The 20,699-nt window shown below is 42.2% G+C and carries 8 protein-coding genes; all 8 read left to right on the top strand.

Translation table 11 applies throughout. The features are described from left to right. Positions 1-107: 107 nt before the first annotated feature. Positions 108-4,121, top strand: coding sequence for a filamentous hemagglutinin N-terminal domain-containing protein (locus H6G76_RS15900; protein WP_190702235.1), 4,014 nt, complete (start codon positions 108-110; stop codon positions 4,119-4,121). Continuing rightward, positions 4,121-5,869: a ShlB/FhaC/HecB family hemolysin secretion/activation protein gene (locus H6G76_RS15895; RefSeq protein ID WP_190702232.1), complete on the top strand. Its 1,749-nt coding sequence runs from the start codon at positions 4,121-4,123 to the stop codon at positions 5,867-5,869. The genes H6G76_RS15900 and H6G76_RS15895 overlap by 1 nt, the downstream gene beginning before the upstream one ends. Continuing rightward, the gene (locus H6G76_RS15890) at positions 5,821-10,152 is read left to right on the top strand and encodes a filamentous hemagglutinin N-terminal domain-containing protein (RefSeq protein WP_190702229.1); all 4,332 of its coding nucleotides are present in this window, start codon (positions 5,821-5,823) and stop codon (positions 10,150-10,152) included. Before H6G76_RS15895 ends, H6G76_RS15890 begins: the two co-directional genes overlap by 49 nt. A 321-nt stretch (positions 10,153-10,473) precedes the next feature. Continuing rightward, positions 10,474-13,194, top strand: coding sequence for a CHAT domain-containing protein (locus H6G76_RS15885; RefSeq protein WP_190702227.1), 2,721 nt, complete (start codon positions 10,474-10,476; stop codon positions 13,192-13,194). Positions 13,195-13,370: 176 nt separating this feature from the next. Continuing rightward, entirely contained in the window at positions 13,371-16,508 is a 3,138-nt protein-coding gene (locus tag H6G76_RS15880) for a TIR domain-containing protein (RefSeq protein WP_190702224.1), read from the top strand. Positions 16,509-16,543: 35 nt separating this feature from the next. Next, the gene (locus tag H6G76_RS15875) at positions 16,544-17,308 is read left to right on the top strand and encodes a DUF928 domain-containing protein (RefSeq protein WP_190702222.1); all 765 of its coding nucleotides are present in this window, start codon (positions 16,544-16,546) and stop codon (positions 17,306-17,308) included. Between the two features lie 45 nt (positions 17,309-17,353). Continuing rightward, entirely contained in the window at positions 17,354-18,091 is a 738-nt protein-coding gene (locus tag H6G76_RS15870) for a hypothetical protein (RefSeq protein ID WP_190702219.1), read from the top strand. Positions 18,092-19,231: 1,140 nt separating this feature from the next. Next, a complete protein-coding gene (locus H6G76_RS36625; protein WP_199337398.1) occupies positions 19,232-20,686 on the top strand; it encodes a DUF4231 domain-containing protein in 1,455 nt (484 codons plus the stop codon). Positions 20,687-20,699: the final 13 nt, after the last annotated feature.

Genomic DNA, 20,699 nt, shown 5'->3' with positions numbered 1-20,699 from the left:
TTAAACCACGAAAATTACTATATAAATTCTTGACAAATTACGATGTAGCGATTTTAATGTGTAAGAACTTATGCATTATTTTTCAGTAATATAACTTTGAAGCCACCGTGAATAACCGTAGGAATTTTGCTTACGGCAAACTTGGATTGTTTCTAGCAAAGGGAACTATCCTCCAGATTGCTGTAGTATCGATATTAACCAGCAATCCTTGCTTGGCGCAAATTATACCTGACACTACATTAGGAAATGAAAGTTCCCACTTGATAAATGGTACAAGTAATGGGACTGACTTAATTGAAGGTGGTGCCAGAAGAGGAAGCAACCTCTACCATAGTTTTGCAGAATTTAATGTCAACAATGGGCAGAGAGTATATTTTGCTAACCCTACAGGCGTTGCTAATATTTTGAGTCGAGTTACTGGCAATAACCCTTCTAATATTTTGGGGACTTTGGGCGTAAATGGTGCAGCTAATTTATTTTTGCTCAATCCCAAGGGCATTATTTTTGGGCCAAATGCCCAGTTAGATATTCAAGGTTCATTCCTGGCTACCACAGCTAACAGTTTTAAGTTTCTGGATGGTAGTCAATTTAGTGCTACTGATACCCAAGCACCGTCATTATTAACAATGAGTGTACCTGTGGGTGTGCAGTTTGGTTCACAGCCAACCGCAAGTATTACCAATCAAGGGAATTTGGTAGCGGGAAAAGATTTGACACTGAATGCCGGAAATTTGGATTTAGAAGGAACGCTGCAAGCTGGTGGGGATTTAACATTACAAGCGCAGAACGATTTAAAAGTTAGAGATAGCGAAAGTAATCCTTTTATTGCGGCGGCGGGTGGGAATATGCTGGCGCAAGGTAATCAGAAAGTAGATATTTATGCCTTAAATCACCCAGATAGTGGCTTTTACTCTGGTGGCAATATGGTGTTGCAATCGGAAAATACCATTGGCGGCGATGCACATTTTTGGGCTGGAGGTAGTTTTAGGATAGAAAAATTAAACGGCGATTTAGGTAATCTGTTTAGTCCTGATGATCCTGTAATTCGCGCTACTGGAGATGTGAGTTTTAGTAGCTACACAGGTGCATCTTTGCACATTCTGGCGGGTGGGAGTGTCAATATTGCTAGTGACGTGACAATCAATAATGTAGACAGCACAGGCAATTCTCTTCAAGAAACCGTCACGCTATCGGATGGAACAACACTAGAAATTGATGGTAGTAAAACACCAACGTTAGATATTAGAGCAGGGGTAGATTCCAATTATATTGGCACTCCAAACTTTACACCCAATCTGCCTATTGCATTCTTGCAAAATCCAACGACAATCAATCCTCCAACAAATGCCAATATCAATATCTACGGGAATATTAAAAATGAAGGAGGCTTAATATTTTTAACGAATCAATATCAACCTAATTCTCAGTTGCCAGGAAATATCACAACCAACCAAATATATTCTGGAAGAAGCCAATCTTCAGCAACACAGAATGGGGGGAATATTGTTATTCAATCCAAAGGTCATATCACAACCGATCAAATATCTTCTGGTATAGATAATAATTACGATGACACAGGGAATGCAGGTAATATTATTATTCAAAGTAGTGGCAATATCACAATCGGCTCAGAAAACCTAAATAATAAAGCTAATGCCGGAGCTATTAATGCTTCCGTAATCACACGCAATTCAGAATATTATGGTGAAGAATATAACTCTGGAAACTCTGGGAAAATTCAAATTACCAGCAGCAACGGTGATATCACTGTCGAAGGAGGCATATTTACGAACTCAACTGCCTCTGGCGCAAAGAGCCATGCGGGTGATACTGGGGATATTACGTTACAGGCACTTCAAGGTACAGTTACAGTTACTGCTAACCAAGCTGGCGCGATTGTGACGCGAACTAAAAATGATACCAACCCTCCTAGCGGTAGCACTGGCAAAGCAGGAAATATTACAATTGATGCCCGAACTATTACAATTAATGGTAGAGAAAAAAATAAAGATGACCTTGATGTCACAAGCGAATCTGCCATAACAGGAAATTCAGGAAACATTACTTTTACAAGTCAAAAACCACTCGAATTAGATAAAGTCACCATTGGCACGGATGCTCGTAATGGTAATGGTGGCGATATTGAGATCAACGCTCCTTCTTTAACTTTAACAAATAGCCAAATTACTACAACAACAAAAAAGAATGGCACAGGTAATGCAGGCAATATCAAGATAATTACACAAGGTTCGGTGCTGCTTAAGCAATCTGAAATAAATACTAATAATGAGGGTTCAGGATATGCAGGAAATATAACAATTAATGCTAGTGACGAAGTATCTGTTCTCAACGGCAGCAAGATATCTAGTCAGGGAAATCTTGGCAATATTGATATTACCACAGGCAGTTTGTCTCTGAATCAGAAGTCGGGAATCAATACTAATAATACTAATAATTCAGGATATGCAGGAAATATAAACATTAATGCTAGGGACGAAGTATCTCTTCTCGACGGCAGCAAGATATTTAGTCAGGGAAATCTTGGCTATGTTGATATCACTACAGGCAGCTTGTCTCTGAATCAGACTTCGGAAATAAATACTGATAGTAATGGTTCAGAATATGCAGGATATATAAAAATTAATGCTAGTGACGAAGTATCTGTTCTTAACGGCAGCAAGATATCTAGTCAGGGAAATAATGGCTATATTGACATCTTCACACGCAGCTTGTCTCTGACTAATGGCGCTCAGATTAACTCTAGTCTGACTGGCGTAGGAGACAAAGTTGGCTATATTTCTATTCAGGCAAAGGATATTGTCTTACTTCAAGGCAATTCCACACTAGAGGATACAGACCCTAATCAGACTGGTATTTTCACTCAAATTAGGCAACAAGGTAAATTGCTTTCCTCCGATGGCAAAGGAAACATTACATTAAACACAGATCAGCTAATAATTAAAGATGGCGCTCGCTTGTCGGCAGATACCGATGGAAAAGGAAAAGGTAATGCAGGCGATATCAAAGTCAATGCACAGCAGATTGACTTAAAGAATCAAGGACGAATTATCAGCGTTGTTAGAGAGAATGCCGAGGGTAATAGCGGTAGTATTGAACTGAAAAGTCGTACTCTTTCTATCACAGATGATGCTCGCATTTCTGTGAGTAATCTAGGCACAGGTAATGCTGGTAATGTCATAATTAATGCTACAAACTCAGTGTTACTGGCAAGAAAAGGGCGGATTTCCAGTAGTGTTAGAAACACAGCAACAGGCAAAGGTGGAAATATTAATATTGACACTAACTTCTTGGCTGCTGACGGAGGAAAAATAGAAGCTCAGAATCAAGGTCAAGGAGATGGTGGCAAAATTGCTATTAAAACACAGAATTTGCTACTCCGTCGCCAAAGCAAAATTACTGCTACCGCAGGTTCGACAACTAAGCCTGGTAATGGCGGTAGTATCACTATTGATGCCAAGGATGGATTTGTTGTAGCAGTGCCATCGGAAGATAGCGATATTATTGCTAATGCCTTTGGGGGTAAGGGTGGCAGCATTAAGATTACTGCTAACAGAATTCTAGGTTTTCAAAACCAGGGAAAGTTGAGTTCAGAACAACTGAGCAATCTTGATAAAAATGGCATCAGCGACATTAGTGCCAGTTCTGATGTGGGTGAAGATGGAGAAGTATCGCTTAATACTCTCAGTATTGATCCTACCCAGGGACTTGTTGCACTGCCGACAAATCTAGTAGACACTTCTAGATTAATTGCCCAAGGCTGCGGTAGCAACAGTAACGTTGCTAAAGGAAAAAGTGAGTTTGTAATTACTGGACGTGGGGGGCTACCTCCCAGCCCTGATGATACTCTCAAGCCTGGGGCAAGTTTACCGGAATGGGTAGTAAATAATACTGCTAACAATAGTAATAATTCTGAAAATATGACTGAGACGAATTTAAAGCAATCATCATCAAATACTGCCGATACTTTAGTCGAAGCAGTGGGTATGGTACGCAGTGCGAATGGAGATATTGTTCTAACTGCTCAACCAACAACGGCTACTGGGTTACAGTCGGGGCTATCTAGTCAAGTTTGTGGTGTTGTACCAGGGAATGTTAAATAATGAACGGCTTGCAGGGTAGGCGATCGCCTCATCCATATCTATACTATTCAACTAAGGTCTATATATTATTCCTGCTAACAGGGTTAATTCTTGGCATTTATTCACAACCCTTGGCGGCGCAAGAGGTTCCCATTGAGGTAAAACCGCCTTCCATACAACCATTACCCCAACCACAACCTCTCCCAGAACTACCGTCTCCAGAACAACTGTTACCCTCTACACCCCAGTCACCAACTCAACCAGATGTTAATCCGCAGACGTTAGCGGAAACGTTGATTGTAGAACGGTTTGAGTTTGTGGGGAACACAGTTTTTAGCAACAAAGAACTGGCGCGTGTGACAGATGCTTATCTCAAACGCCCAATTACCTTTAATGATTTACTCCAACTACGTTCACAACTGACGAAGTTATATATAGATAGAGGCTATGTGACCTCTGGAGTAATTATTCCCCCCCAAACTGTGAAAGGCGGGGTAGTGGTAATGCAGGCGGTAGAAGGAAGTGTAGAAAAGATCAATGTTACAGGTACGCGCCGCCTCACCCCCAACTATATACGCGATCGCCTCGCCATTGCTGCTGGTAAACCACTATCGCGCGATCGCCTATTACAAGGATTGCAACTATTACAACTAGATCCTTTAATTAAAAGCATATCTACAGATTTACAAGCCGGCATTCGTCCGGGGACGAATATATTAGAAGTTAAAGTTACTGAAGCCAATACTTTCAACACTCAAATAGTCTTAGATAACCAACGCAGTCCGAGTGTGGGCAGTTTTCGCCGCCGCATCAATCTTAACGAAGCCAATTTGTTAGGACTAGGAGATGGTTTAAGTGTTGGTTACACCAATACTGATGGTAGTAATGGCTTTGATGTGAGCTATAGCCTACCAGTCAATCCCCGCAACGGTAAGCTGATTTTTAGCTATGGCAATACTAATAGTAATGTTATAGAGCGTCCTTTTAACTCTTTGGATATCAATTCCCAGTCCAGATACTACGAGTTAACCTTTCGTCAACCTCTTGTCCAAACTCCCAGCCGAGAGTTCACTTTAGGAATCACCGCCAGCCACCAAGCAAGTCAAACATTTTTAGGTTATGACGACATCGGGGCTTTCCCTTTAGCGGTTGGTGCTGATGACAAAGGAAACACAAGGGTTTCTGCGATCCGATTTTTTCAAGAATGGACTCAACGCAGTAGCCAACAAGTAATAGCAGCGCGATCGCAATTCAGTGTCGGCTTGGGTGTTTTAGGAGCCACAATCAATAAAGATGAACCGGATAGCCGCTTTTTTAGCTGGCGAGGACAAGCCCAATGGTTGCGCCAACTAGCGCCCGATACCTTAGTGCTGCTGCAAGCTGATATGCAATTAGCAGATCGCCAGCTTTTGGGACTAGAACAATTTGGTATCGGTGGACAAACAACTGTGCGCGGATACCGTCAGGATCAAGTGTTAACAGATAATGGCATACAAGCAACCGCAGAAATTCGCTTACCGATTGCGCGAGTTTCTCAAGGAGTATTGCAACTCACGCCTTTTGTCGATATAGGTACAGGCTGGAATAATGGCGGTTCAAATCCTCGGACTAACACTTTAGTTAGTACGGGTATAGGATTGCTTTGGCATCAAGGTGATAATTTGACGGCGCGTTTAGATTGGGGAATTCCACTGACATCAAGAGATTCTAAGGGGGACACATGGCAAGAAAATGGTTTGTATTTCTCTGTTATTTACAAACCTTTTTGAGGTTGCGACATCGTTACCCCCTCTCTCTGGCTGATCAAGAACAGGGTGTAGGGTGTAGGGTGTGGGGTGTGGGGACGACGTTGGAAGAGGATTCTGACCCCAATGGCACTAAGATAACGCCAAACCCATTACCTATAAGGATGAGCGGGTGTCGGGTGTCGGGTGTCGGGTGTAGTGAAGAAAGAAAATATTCATGTTCGTACTCGATATTTGGTTTTCTTAATTTTCCCCCACACCCCGCCCCAACGGGGCTTAGTCAACAAGAGGAAAAGGGGCAGGCAACAGAGAGCAGAGGAGAAGACCAGAGTAAAAGAAGATATTTGAGTTGGGTGAAGACAGGATTTAGCACAACCACCCAACTGTTAGGAATACTAATATTTACCAATACAACTTGCATAGGACAAATTACACCTGATACCACTTTAGGGACTGAAAGCTCGCAAGTAAATTCTCATGTGATGATTAGAGGATTGGAGGGCGATCGCATTGATGGTGGAGCAGTTCGTGGTAGTGCATTGTTCCACAGTTTTTCAGAGTTTAATGTCAACGATGGGCAGCGCGTTTATTTCAGCAATCCGGCTGGGATTACCAATATCTTCACCCGCGTCACTGGTGCGGATATTTCTCGGATCTTCGGCACCTTAGGTGTTGATGGTAGCGCAAATCTATTTCTCCTCAACCCTCAAGGTATCAAGTTTGGGTCAAATGCCCAGTTAGATATTCAAGGTTCGTTTGTGGCAAGTACAGCAAATAGCTTTGTGTTTCCTGATGGTAGCGAGTTTAGTGCCAAAAATCCGAAGGCACCGCCACTACTAACAATGAGTGCCACTCCCGGAGTTCAGTGGGGGGCTTCAGGGGCGGGAGGAACAATTACCAATCAAGGCAATTTGACTGTCGGAGAAGATTTAACGCTGTTGGCGGGGAATCTAGATTTGCAGGGACAGTTGCACGCTCTCAGGGATTTGACATTGTTTGCTGAGGATAATGTGAAGGTACGAGATAGTGTCACAAATCCTTTTATGGCCTCTGCGGGTAGGAATTTCACAGTTCAAGGAAATAGCGGTATTGATATCTTAGCGTTGAACCACCCGACACAAACGCCATTTGTCAGTGGGGGCAATCTCAGTTTTAGCAGTGATGGCAAGATTTCGCTTGATGCTCACTTTAGTAGTGGTGGCAATTTTGCGATTTCTCCGGTGTCAGGGGGACTGGCAAATTTTGTCAGTTTATATGACCCAATTATTAGTGCCAATGGTGATGTGGATGTGGCAGCCTCTTATACAGGAACATCGCTATTAGTGGAAGCAACGGGTAATATTCGCTTTCAGGGTGATATCAACATTACTGGGGCAGATAATAACAGCTTGCCAACAGGGCCAGATACTGAGACTTTAACAAAGAATTCTACATTAATTCTGCGATCTGGACAAAGTACTCTGGCTTATGGGGGTGTTAATTCTGGCAATGTATTTAGTTATAGCAATGGTACTGTGCCAGAGGGAATTACTTTGGATGGAGACGTTGTTTTACAGCCATTTAATGGAACTGGGGGGATAGTTAGCCTGACGGCAGCATCGGGGGATGTAAATACCCAACTCATTAGCACCAATGGGCAAAGGCAAAAAGATGATTTGGATACCCTTAGCGATGACGCGATCGCCATCGGAGGTGCGATTAGTATTGAAGCTACCACGGGTAGTGTTGATACGGGTCATTTGCTCTCATACTCTAAAAATAGCAATCTGGCTAATGGGGGAGCGATCGCCCTGACTGCTGGCGGTAACATCACTACCTACTATATCTTCTCCAACTCCTTTGATGGAAATGGGGGAGCGATCGCCCTGACTGCTGGCGGTCACATCACTACCAACAATATCGACTCCTACTCTTTCTCCTTCGGTTCTGGCAATGGGGGAGAGATCGCCCTGACTGCTGGCGGTCACATCACTACCAACAATATCAACTCCTCCTCCTTAGGTTCTGGCAATGGGGGAGAGATCGCCCTGACTACTGACGGTCACATCATTACCAACAATATCGACTCCCACAGTTTGGGAAATGGGGGAGAGATCGCCCTAACTGCTGGCGGTCACATCACTACCAACAATATCTACTCCTACAGTTTGGGAAATGGGGGAGAGATCGCCCTGACTGCTAGCGGTAACATCACTACCAACAATATCTACTCCGCCTCTTATGTAAATGGGGGAGCGATCACCCTGACTGCTGGCGGTCACATCACTACCAACAATATCGACTCCTACAGTCTGGGAAATGATGGGGGAGTGATCGCCCTAACTGCTGGCGGCAACATTACAGCTAAAGGTGATTTTAACTCATTCTCACACTCGGAATCTGGTAATAGTGGAACTGGGGGAGCGATTTTTCTGAGTGCTAAAAATGGGGATATTGTTGGAAATCGCTTTAAAACTTACATTTATGACTATTCGCAACAAAATTACATAGAAGAACTTCGCAATCCAATGCTTAACTCCTTTTCGGTTTCTCAGCACGGAACCGCAGGAAAGGGTGGGAACGTAACTATACAAGCTAAAAACAATGTCAGCAATCTAGACATATTAACTCTCTCTTCTTCCGCAGAAGCTGGGAAGGTTCAAATAAAAGGTTTTGGGGATTTATCGCTCACTAATACTCAAATTGTGACTAGTGGGCAGTTGTTAGTGAAAATACCTGACCAAAAGCCCATCCCCTTGGAAGTTGGTAAGGTAGGTCAATCAGGAGATGTCACCATCAAAAGCTTTGGAAGTCTCACATTCAAAAATAGCCGCATTGAAAGTGACACCAAAAGCAGTGCCTCTGCCGGGAATGTAATGATAAATAGCCCAGGTCTAGTAACGTTCAATAGTAGTCAAATTACCGCTAACACCAGCACTCAAGGAAATGGGGGTAATATTAACATTACTGCCCATGACTCAATTATTTTGACTGATAATAGCAAGTTATCAGCAGAAACAACCAGTTCCGGGAAAGCAGGCAGTGTGAGTATTATCACTCCCACCTTAAATATCAATAGTGGTACACAAGTTTCGACAAACACCACATCCCAGGAGCAAAATGCAGGTACGGGCGGCAATTTGACTGTCAGTGCTAACACCATCAACTTGGCAGGGATGGAGAACTTGACGACGGGACTGTTTGCACAAACCGCAGGTGCTGGTATAGCGGGGAAACTGACGCTCAATCCCTATAGCGGTCACGACTTGCAAGTACAATTTCAACAACCAGGCGCGGAAATCTCTGCTTCTACCACTAGTAGCGGTATCGGCGGCAACTTAGAACTCAACGCCCCCAACTCAATTACTTTAAGCGGTGATGGACAGCTTACTGTAGAAAGCAAAGGCACAGGCAATGGTGGCAGTATCTCCATTCATACTCGTCAATTAACTATAGAAGATCATGCCAAAATTTCTGCCTCTGGGGAAAATACTGGCAAAGGCGGTAGTATCGACATCCAAGCCGAAAAACTTAAGCTAGATCGAGGGGAAATCATCTCTGAAAGCAAGCAAAGTGAGGCTGGCAATATCAATTTGAAGCTGAACAATTTATTACTGCTGCGTCACAACAGCACTATTTCCACCTCAGCCGGAACTCAACACAGCAAGGGTAATGGCGGCAATATTGAGATTAACGTCAAAGATGGGTTTGTGATTGCAGACCCGTCGGAAAATAGCGACATCATTGCCAATGCTTATGGCGGCAACGGTGGCAAGATTAATATGAGAGCCAACCGCATCTTAGGATTCCAACTTCAAGGACGAGAGGCACTGGACAACATACGTAAAAACCGCAGCAGTGATATCAGTGCCAGTTCTGATGTCGGTACTCAAGGACAAGTCACAGTTGAAAACCTCAACGTTGACCCCAGCCAAGGATTAGTGCAACTATCTACACAATTAATCGATCCTACCAAGTTAATTGCCTCTGGTTGTGGTGGCAACAGTCACACCGCCAAAGGGCAAAGTGAATTTGTGATCACTGGCAGGGGTGGGCTGCCTCCCAGCCCTGATGATACACTCACTGCGGGGACAGCACCAACCACTTGGGTAACAAGTAAAACACCAGCTTTAAGCAATAATGCTCGTAATACACCAGTGGTTAACAGCAATGATGTATCATCCTCTGTGGCTTCCGCCCCCTTAGTAGAAGCTCAAGGTATGATCCGCGATGCCAATGGTGAGATTATTTTCACTGCCCAGCCACCTGTAAATACCCTGCATCAATCTGCTTTACCTGCCCAATTTTGCCACCTGACACAGAAGTAGGGCAGGGGGGCGGGGGAGCGGGGGAGCAGGTAATAAGGTTCGGTTAAGATCCCCCCGCCTGCGGCGACCCCCTTAAAAAGGTGGTAAAAGAGGGTGATTAGCCCCCCTTGTGAAGGCTACGGTGTACACACAAGTCAATTACCCCCCTTAGTCCCCCCTTGGAAAGGGGGGAAACAGGAAAATCAAGTCCCCTCCCCTTTCCAAGGGGAGGGTTAGGGTGGGGTAATTCAACAACAGCTAGAGGAGAAAGAATCTGACCATTAATCGTTGCGCTCAAAATTGGGGAATTCTATTCATATCATTTGCTTCTCAGGAGGAAACATGGCGAAAAAAAGGTTTGTATTTCTTTCTCATTTAGAGACTTTTTTGAGGTGGGGAAGGGGAAAGGTGAATGTACATAGTCAGATTTCGATCGCTAAATTTCCGAGGTTGTTTGAGCAACGCCAGAAATTTAGCTATGTGATTTTGGTCTGTCTAACTGCTTTATTGTGCATATTTGTCTCGCCTGTTATAGCTCGTGATACCACGAATCAAGGGTTTACCGCATCGCCAGTTGCCAATCTCTCTCAGGAAGAAGAAGCTAAAAACCTATATACAGCAGGACGCTTTGCCGAAGCGGTGACTGTGTTACAGCAGGTATTGCAGATTTATCAAGGTAATAATAATACTATTGGACAGGCGGTTGTCTTCAGTAATCTGGCTTTGAACCACCAGCAATTAGGACAGATGCAAGCCGCAACCCAAGCGATTGAAAAAGCGATCGCTATCTTACAAAAGATTCCCAAATCATCACAAAACCTGCCAGTTCGGGCGCAAGTTTGGGATATTAAAGGTAATCTGGAACTAGCACAAGGTAAAGCCGAAGCCGCTTTGTCATCTTGGGAAACAACCGCATCACTCTACCAACAATTAAAAGATCACAATAAAGCTATCCTCGCCCAAATTAACCAAGCACAAGCATTGCAGACTTTAGGACTCTATCGCCGAGAAATTTCTCTACTCCAAAATTTGACAACAGATCTGCAAAAACAACCAGATTCCCTTGTTAAAGCAGCTAGTTTTCGCAATTTGGGTGAAGCACTAGCACTGGCTGGCGATGTCCAACAAGCACAAAAACATTTACAACAAAGTCTAGAGATTGCCCAAAAACTGCGATCGCCAGATACCATTGCTACAGCTTACCTGAGTTTAGGTAATCTCGCTTATATTCCCGGTAGCAGTACAGAACAAAAAAATACTGCTCTGGCTGATTACGAAAAAGCAGCTATTTCTTCAAATACTGCGACTACCAAAATCCCCGCCCAACTTAACCGTTTACGCTTGTTAATTGAGTTGGAAAAATGGTCAGCAGCCCAGGCATTATATCCCGAAATTCAAAGTCAAATTGCTAACTTACCCCTTGGGCGTTCAGCGATCTACGCTCAAGTAAATTTGGCTCAACGCCTTCTAGAAATGAGGCAGAAATTCCCTGAACCCAACCCAGAAACAATTGCTAAAATCCTAGCTGTGGCACGTCAGCAGGCACAACAATTGCAAGATGTCCGCTCAGAGTCTTTTGTATTAGGTAATTTGGGACATCTATATGAATTATCTCAACAATGGTCTATAGCCCAGGATTTGACTAAACAGGCGCTAAATTTGTCAGAGTCAATTCAAGCACCAGATATCGCCTATCGTTGGTATTGGCAACTCGGACGTATTCTTTGCCAAGGTAAACCCCAATGTAATCAGCAGGAAGATCTTACAGAAGCCACTGCTGCCTATCAACAAGCATTTAATACTCTACAAAATATCCGTGGCGATTTGATTGCTACAAATAAAAATGTGCAGTTTTCTTTCCGGGAAACGGTAGAACCTGTATATCGTCGTTTAGTAGATTTACTACTTCAATCATCAGCACCAAGCCAAGAGAATCTGATCCAGGCTCGTAATGTCATTGAAGCACTACAAGTGGCGAAATTACAAAATTATTTACAGCAAGCTTGTGAAGATACAAAATTAGCACTCGACAAGGTGATTGACACTCAAGACCAAACATCAGCTGTTGTCTATGCAATTATTTTGAATGATCGTTTAGAAGTTATCCTGAAGCGACCTAATCAACCGCTTAGTCATTATGCTACCCCACCGCAACAGCACATAGGGGAAGTGGTAAACCAACTATATGAAAATCTGCAAGAAGAGGGAAGTTATGACGAAGTACAACAGGATGGTCAACAAGTCTATAACTGGCTGATTCAACCAATAGAAAAAGAGTTAAAAGATAGCAAAATCAAAAATTTGATTTTTGTCTTGGATGGCCCTTTACGCAAAATTCCGATGGCGAGTCTCTATGATGGCCAGCAGTATCTAGTAGAAAAATATGCTGTCTCCTTAGCTTTGGGGTTACAAGTACGTGAACCAAAGCCGTTACACCGAGAAACTATGAAAGTTCTAGCCGCCAGCTTGACTGAACCGCCAAATATTCCAGAAGTTTCTGGCTTTTCTCGATTAGCAAATGTTTCCGTCGAAGTGAAGGAAATTAAAAAGACAGGATTAGCCGTGAATTGGATTGCTGACCAAGAATTTACCACAAAGAACTTTAATAAAAAACTGAATACTTCTACTTTTGAAGTAGTACATTTAGCCACACATGGTCTATTTGGTGAAAATCGAGAAAACACTTTTGTGGTGACAGCAGATGGAAAGTTGAAGATAGATGATTTTGATAAATTGTTTAGTAACCAAAAACAAAACCACAAGCAGAAAATAGACTTACTCATTCTCAGTGCTTGCCAAACAGCTACAGGTAACGACCAAGAAGTGATGGGTATTGCTGGAACTATTGTTCAAGCTGGGGCTAGTAGTGCGATCGCTAGTTTGTGGGATCTAGATGATGAAGCCAGCGTTCCTTTCATTAAGGAATTGTATGAACATTTAGGTCAACCCAATATTAGCAGAGCCGAAGCCCTGCGTTTAGCACAGCAATCTCTACTTAAAAGTGACAAATATAACCACCCTCGTTATTGGGCGCCTTATGTTTTAGTTGGTAGTTGGCTTTGATACCAGTGTACAGAAATTTTGGATTAACGGCGGTTTTTTTACGTATTATTACTATACTTTGGTAACAAATTTTTATTTACATTGTATCAGGTAGATAGCAGTTATACAGGCGATCGCCATCGGCTAATACCAACTTTAATGTGAAGCAATTATGAAAAAAATTATTAATATTTAAAATGAATGACGTTAAAAATGCCTTTATTTCTTATGGAAGAGCGGATAGTAAAGCCTTTGCGACTAAGCTGCATCAGCGACTGATAGAATCAGGGTTCGACATTTGGTTCGACCAAAATGATATTCCTCTAGGTGTTGACTTTCAAAATCAAATAGATGATGGCATTGAGAAAGCTGACAATTTTCTGTTTATCATTGCGCCCCACTCAATTAACTCCCCCTATTGCGGTAAAGAAATAGAGTTAGCACTCCGCCGTAATAAACGTATTATTCCCTTGCTACACGTAGAACAAATTACTCAAGAAATTTGGCAAGAACGCAATCCTGGAAAGGACGCTAGTGAGTGGGAACCATATAAAGGCAAGGGATTACACTCTAGTTTTCCGAATATGCACCCAGCTATTGGCAAGATTAACTGGGTATACTTCCGTGAAGGTATAGATGACTTTGAGAAATCCTTTGCGGGACTGCTAGAGCTATTTTCCCGCCATCAAGATTATGTGTATCAACACACCTACTTATTAGCCAAAGCCTTGGAGTGGGAGCGACAGCAACAACACTCACAATACCTATTAATTGGTGACGAGCGCTTACAGGCTGAAAACTGGTTAAAAATTCGCTTTAAAAATGAGCAACCACCATGTGAACCAACAGATTTACACTGTGCTTTTATATGTCAAAGTACAAAAAATGCTAACAACCTGATGACTCAAGTGTTCCTCTCTTACTCAGAAAAAGAGAGGGCAGTTATGGAAAAAGTTGCCAATCTCTTGATGCGTGAGAGCTTCACGGTTTGGACAAACAAAACAGATATTCAGTCTGGCACAGATTTTGTCGAGTCAATTTATCGAGGTATTGAAGAAGCAGACAATTTGGTGTTTCTGATGTCACCAGCTTCTTTGCAATCAGAATATTGCCAAATGGAAGTGTCTCATGCTTTCTCTTTGAAAAAACGCATCATTCCTCTGTTAATTGAACAAGTAGACATAGAGCAGATTCCTGTTGAACTACGGACTCTACATTTCATCGACTTAACAGAGCCACAACAGCAACAGGCCAATATTGACAAGCTAATTAATGTGCTGACTCAAGATGCGGCTTACTACGAACAGCATAAAATCTTACTAGTCAAAGCTCTGAAGTGGGAACGACAAAAACACAATTCTAGTATTCTGTTGCGGGGTTATAATCTTCGACAGGCAGAAGCTTGGTTAAAGATAGCTCAACAAAAAACCCAACATCTGCCTATACCTTTACAAGTAGAGTTCATCAGCGAAAGCCTCAAGCAACCGCCTCAGGTAGCACTAGATGTATTTATTTCCTACTCTCTGGCTGATTCTGATTTCGCTCGCAAGCTCAACAATACCTTACAAATTCAAAACAAGACTACTTGGTTTGACCAAGAAAGTGTCGCCTCTGGTACTGACTTTACACAAGAGATTAATAAAGGGATAGAAAGCGCGAACAACTTCCTATTTATTATTTCGCCAGACTCTATCAATTCACCCGACTGCAAGGCTGAGGTAGAGTATGCAATGAGTTTGCATAAGCGAATCGTTACTGTCTTGTATCGGGATAGTACTGGGGAGCTTTTTCCAGAATTGGCAAAGGTGCAGTGGATCGATTTTAGCCAGCATGGTGCAGACTTTTTGACCAAATTTGGAGAATTAACCAGAACATTAGATGCAGATCCCGATTATGTGCGATCGCACACTCGGCTTTTCCTCAAGTCCAAAGAATGGGATGATGCTAAACGTGACGATAGTTTTTTGCTCCGGGGTAAAGATTTAGTCGCCTCTGAGGAATGGTTGAAGCAGTCTGTTGACAAACAACCAACCCCCACCAATTTACAACTAGAATATCTTGCAGCCAGTCGCGCGCTTCCCTATCGCAAAATCAAACCCCGTACTGTGTTGCTGACTAGTTTGGCTGTGACAACGCTGATGTTTATTGCTAGGTTTCTCGGACTCACCCAGCCTTTAGAACTAGCAGCCTATGACCAGATGATGTCCTTACGTCCGGATGAACCAAAGGACGAACGATTTTTAATGGTCGATGTTGACCCAGAAAGTCTAGAAAAATTGAATCAAAGCGGGAGATATCCAGGTGGTAGAGGTTCTATTCCCGATGCGGCCCTAGACGATTTACTCAAAAATCTTTCTCAACATCAACCTAGTATGATTGGGTTAGATTTTATCCGGGATTTTCCGGCTGAAGGTAGCCTAAAACAACGTTTGCAGCAGACGAAAAACTTCATTTCGGTCTGTAAAAACAGTTATGAAAATAGCCGGGGTGAAAAAATTATTGGCTTTAAAAACGCGCCAGAAGTCCCGCTAGAGCAAGTTGGCTTTAGTGACTTAGTTGATGATGATGCTAAAGGTGGTCGTTATGTGCGCCGACAATACTTAATGCAAAAGCCAGACCCTAAATATTGTCAGACAAGGGAAGCTTTGAGTCTAGTAATTGCTCGTCGCTACCTAGAAGCTAAAGGTCAGTCTTTCACTTCTCCTTTCAATCCCCAGACCAAACAATATGACCAACCTATGCAGTTTGGTAAAACCGCGATTCCCCAACTATTGGGAATGGGAGGTGGCTACCAAGACATGGATAATCAACTTCAAGGTTATCAAACGATGGTCAAATATCGTACCTTTGGCGGCGACCCCAGTAATTTTGCGCCTAGAGTCAATATTGTGGAGGTTTTGGACAATAAAGTTGCTACTGAACAAATTAAAAATCGCATTGTACTGATTGGCTTTACTGACAGACAAAACAGACAAGCTGATTACTGGAGTACGCCCTATGGTGACGTTGCTGGCGTAACGTTGCATGGGCAAATGATCAGCCAGATCCTAAGTGCAACCTTAGATAATCGCTCGCTCATCTGGTGGTGGCCTTTTGGTTATGAAACAATCTGGATGTTTGGTTGGGCTTTGGTAGGTGGTCTTGTCTGTTGGCGATTTAACCGCAATCTTTATCTAGGTATAGCTGTAGTAGGATCTACTGGTACTTTATACATTGTATGTTCTGTAATATTGGTGAGCCAAAGCGGTTGGATACCTTTTATCCCGCCAGTTTTGGCATTATTATGTACTGGAACATCAGTATTATACTTGACTGATAAGCTCCGTAAAAGTTAAATCAACAAATTAGGAAACTAAGAGGTAATTACAAAATGTTTCGTCCCCAATTATCGATTCGACAGTCAACTGTTTTGATCTGCTCTGTGACAACTGCTGTTTATGTAAATTTTTTGTCGCCTATTTTTGTTCACAAAGCCCAAGCCCAGAATGTCTTTGAGCGTGTTGGCAAGATGTTTAATGGTTCCAGAGGCGAGGGAAATGCTTCTGGACGTTCAAGAGGAGGCGCAACGCGATCGCAATGCTCTCAAATAGGTAAAGATAACCTGCTGGCCTTAGTTCCTCAGAACAATGGAGGTTTGACTACTCAAGAGTATCCCCAATTCTGGTTTTATTTACCCTTTGGTGGTAATTCCCAGTCACCTCCGGCCAAATTTAGATTATTGGATGAGCAGAGACAGTCTGTTTTGACCAAGCCATTGCTGTTCTCTTTACCAGAAAAAAAAGGTATTGTCAGTATTAATTTACCCTCTACCGAAAAAGCATTATCAGTAGGCAAAAAATACTATTGGTACTTCAATATCAGTTGTGTTAACCATGAAGGACGTAATACAAATATCAGCGTTAATGGCTGGATTCAGCGAGTTGAAGCTAGTTCGGAATTAGTAAAAAAAATTCAACAACCAAGAAATCAACAGCAGTACATTCCTTATGCAGAAAATAATATTTGGTATGAAACTGTTGGTCAATTAGCCCAAAACCGTGCCGTTTATCAGCAAGACTGGACTAATCTATTATCACTTTTTCAGCTTAAGGAATTTGCTAACTCCCCTGTTTATGAACTCAAGATGAAAAAGTAATCAGTAAGATCATTTGATCAACAATATACGAATTAATTTAATTTCATGGAAAAAATTTTCAGCTTGAGTTTCAATGAAGGGCAGACAGCAACAGCCGCTACAGTATCTGATGCAGGAGAATTGTCTGATGCGCTTGAGCAAATGGGGCTGGTTGGTTCCCGTCCGATTTTAGTCATCGTTGGTGGTGCAAGTCAGATGAGCGAAGCGGACTTTGTACGTATCCAAAGCTTGTTTGTGGAAGTATTAGCCCCAATAGCGCAACGCTTAGGAGCATATATTGTCGATGGTGGTACAGATGCGGGAGTAATGCAATTGATAGGTAATGCTCGTCATCAAATCAATGCTCAATTTCCACTGATTGGGGTAGCACCTAAAGGAAAAGTCATTCTACCTAATCAGACTGAATCTACTGATGATGCTACACCCCTAGAACCACATCATACTCATTTTGTTCTAGTTCCTGGTAGTAATTGGGGCGATGAATCTCCTTGGATAGTAAAAGTAGCAACCATGCTAGCTGGCGGCGCACCTTCGGTAACAGTGCTAATAAATGGTGGCGAAATTACCTTTTTGGATGCAGCCAATAGCGTCGTCGCCGGACGCTTAGTGATGGTAATAGCAGGTAGTGGTAGAACAGCCGATAAACTTGTCTGTGCATTAAACGGAGAAGCTACAGATGAACGTGCTGAAAAATTAGCTGCTTCTGGTAAGTTACAAGCCATTGATTTAGAAGAGGGTTGGGAAAAGTTAACGCACACAATTACACATTTACTTTCTACTTAACGGAACTTAGGCAAAAAAGAGTACGAAGAGGTAGGGCTGTCGTACTAGAGTTATTGTCTTTCCACACGACAACTCAGAAACTACGATTTAGCCCATGCCTGACATCTTATGATTCTTTCATACAGTAATAGCTTCGGCTACATTGTTTTGGTTATTCTTTGGTAAGCATTTATGGAGGAAAAATGTAATATATTTACTAGCAGAAGATAAAATTCTAGTCAGTGATTCGGGTAAGCGAAATAACGGGGTAGATATATTTTTATAGTCTAGCCAGTAACCCAATTCATGGTTGATATTTCTTTATCATTTCCATTAGTAACTGTGGAAGCAAAACCGTAATTTCCTATTGGAATCTAACAGGTTGTCAAAAGTAATATAGAAATCAATAGCCAGCCAATAATCAAAACAATTAAATACCAAAAAAATGTAGAATTAAACGACAAAATGGTGGTACAAAAACCGAAGTGATATCAACATCTGAGCTATTGCTAATTAAAAAGATGATTAATTCACTATTCGAGTTATTTAGCTTACCCAAGCATAAGTGTAATTTTTGTAACAAATTATTTTATAAATACACAACATTTAACTTGCACATAATTTACAAACTGTGCCAGTAACCATTGTTATACATACATTACAAAAATCTTAGCTCACATAAACACTCTCATTATAAATACGCCATCAATTAAATTACATCGATAAATTATACTTTAATTATTGATTTAAAAGCACCATTGATAAAAATATTCAAACTGATGTTTATTAAGCCACTCTGCTGCATAAATAATTTGTACAGGCTCTTAATATAGTAATTTTGGTCAAAACTTATCTTGCACTCATGAGCCTAGCCATGTAATTTTATTTTCCAGCAACCTAAATTTGAAGACTGATAAAATTATCGATTATTACAAACTTCGCTCTCACTCTCCTCTTTAACTTCTGCTTTCGTTAAGCAAATTTGGGGGTTAGAAAATTTTATAAATCTGAGCAAAACTATTTGCCTTGAGGAGTCAACAATGGCAAAAAAAGAGCCACATCAGTAATTTTTAAAGCAAGCTTGTTAAGTAGGGAAACTACTGAGGAGGAAGCAATATTTTTATGTAAATATAGCTATCAGCTTTTGATAAATATAAAACTATGGCGAAGAAAGCAGACTATAGTCAATATCTTAAACAGACTTTCTCTGGACTGATTGACCGACTCGACTTGTCAGACTTGCGAAAAGACTTTCTAAAAAATCGCTGGCTCGACCAAGTTATGTGGCTGGAGAAAAAAGCCACCAAAGAACGCAATGCTCATCACAACCTCAGAATGATTACCATCATTGGCGGTGTAATTGTCCCCGCACTAATTGGTTTTCAGAAGGGGAACCTGAAGTGGCAAGAAATTGTTGGTTGGTCGGCTTTTGGTTTAAGTCAGGTAGTAGCCGTTTCTGCTGCGGTTGAAGAGTTTTTTGGTCATGGTGAGAAGTACCGCACCTATCGTAATACTGCCGAAAGCTTGAAAATTGAAGGGTGGCAGTTTTTCCAAATGGCTGGCCCCTATCGTCAATTTAATACCCACACCGATGCCTACACCATTTTTGCTGAACGCGTCGAACAGTATATTCAGCAAGACGTACAGGGCTTTATTTCCCAGTTAACAGAACGACAAGAGGCAAACGATAAGCAGACACAAGAAACAGCTTCAAAGAATGCTGAACTTGCCCTAGAAAAGCTCAACGAGCAGTTGCAGTTACGGGCGCAGTATGAAGCCCAACTTAGGGAACTAGAAGCTGAGAAGCAGCGCGTCCAAGCCGAAAAGCAGCAGTTGGAACAAGAGCGAGCTGCTCCAAAAGAGTCTGCTCCAAAAGAGAGCGAACAACCAACAGAGCAGGCAGCCCAAGTAGACTCAGATAAGCAACCTGACTTAACTCCTGTTAGCAGTTTATGGCAAGAGGACGACGAAGATCGTGACAGCACCAGCCTAAACGCTGATTCAGTACAGTATCTCAGTGCTAACGAGATTCTGGCTAGGATTAAGAACAATCCTATCAGCAGGAACGGTACACCAGCAAACCAGACAGCAACAAACCAGATCACCGCAACTAAAGCAGTCTCCACATCCACATCTACATCCACAAGGCTACCTATGTGTGGAGTTGAGATGATTAAAAAGTTTGAAGGTTGCTATCTGAATGCATACCCCGATCCTTTAACTGGCGGGAAACCAATCACAATTGGCTGGGGTACGACCAGAAAACGTAATGGTAGTCCGTGGTGTATGGGAGAGAGTATTTCCCAACAAGAGGCTGATGATTTGTTGATTTATCAGTTGGAAACAAGCTACTTACCCGATTTAATGAAAATACCTTGCTGGAGCGAACTTAACCCTCATCAACAAGGTGCTTTACTCAGCTTTGGCTACAACTTGGGCAGTAAATTTTACGGTGCCTCTAATTTTGAGTCAATGACTAGAGTTTTAAAGAATAAGGATTGGGCTAATATCCGCGAAACTTTCATCAAGTATCGCAATCCTGGATCAAATGTTGAGCAAGGACTAAGGAGACGAAGAGAAGCGGAAGCTGAACTATTCCTGAAACCCTACCCCTAATAGTCTAGCATTT

The sequence above is a fragment of the Nostoc sp. FACHB-152 genome (genome assembly GCF_014697475.1).
In the GTDB taxonomy this organism is placed as follows: Bacteria; Cyanobacteriota; Cyanobacteriia; order Cyanobacteriales; family Nostocaceae; genus Nostoc_B.
The sequence above is the reverse complement of the archived record's forward strand: the minus strand, read 5'-3'. Positions and strand labels throughout refer to the sequence as shown.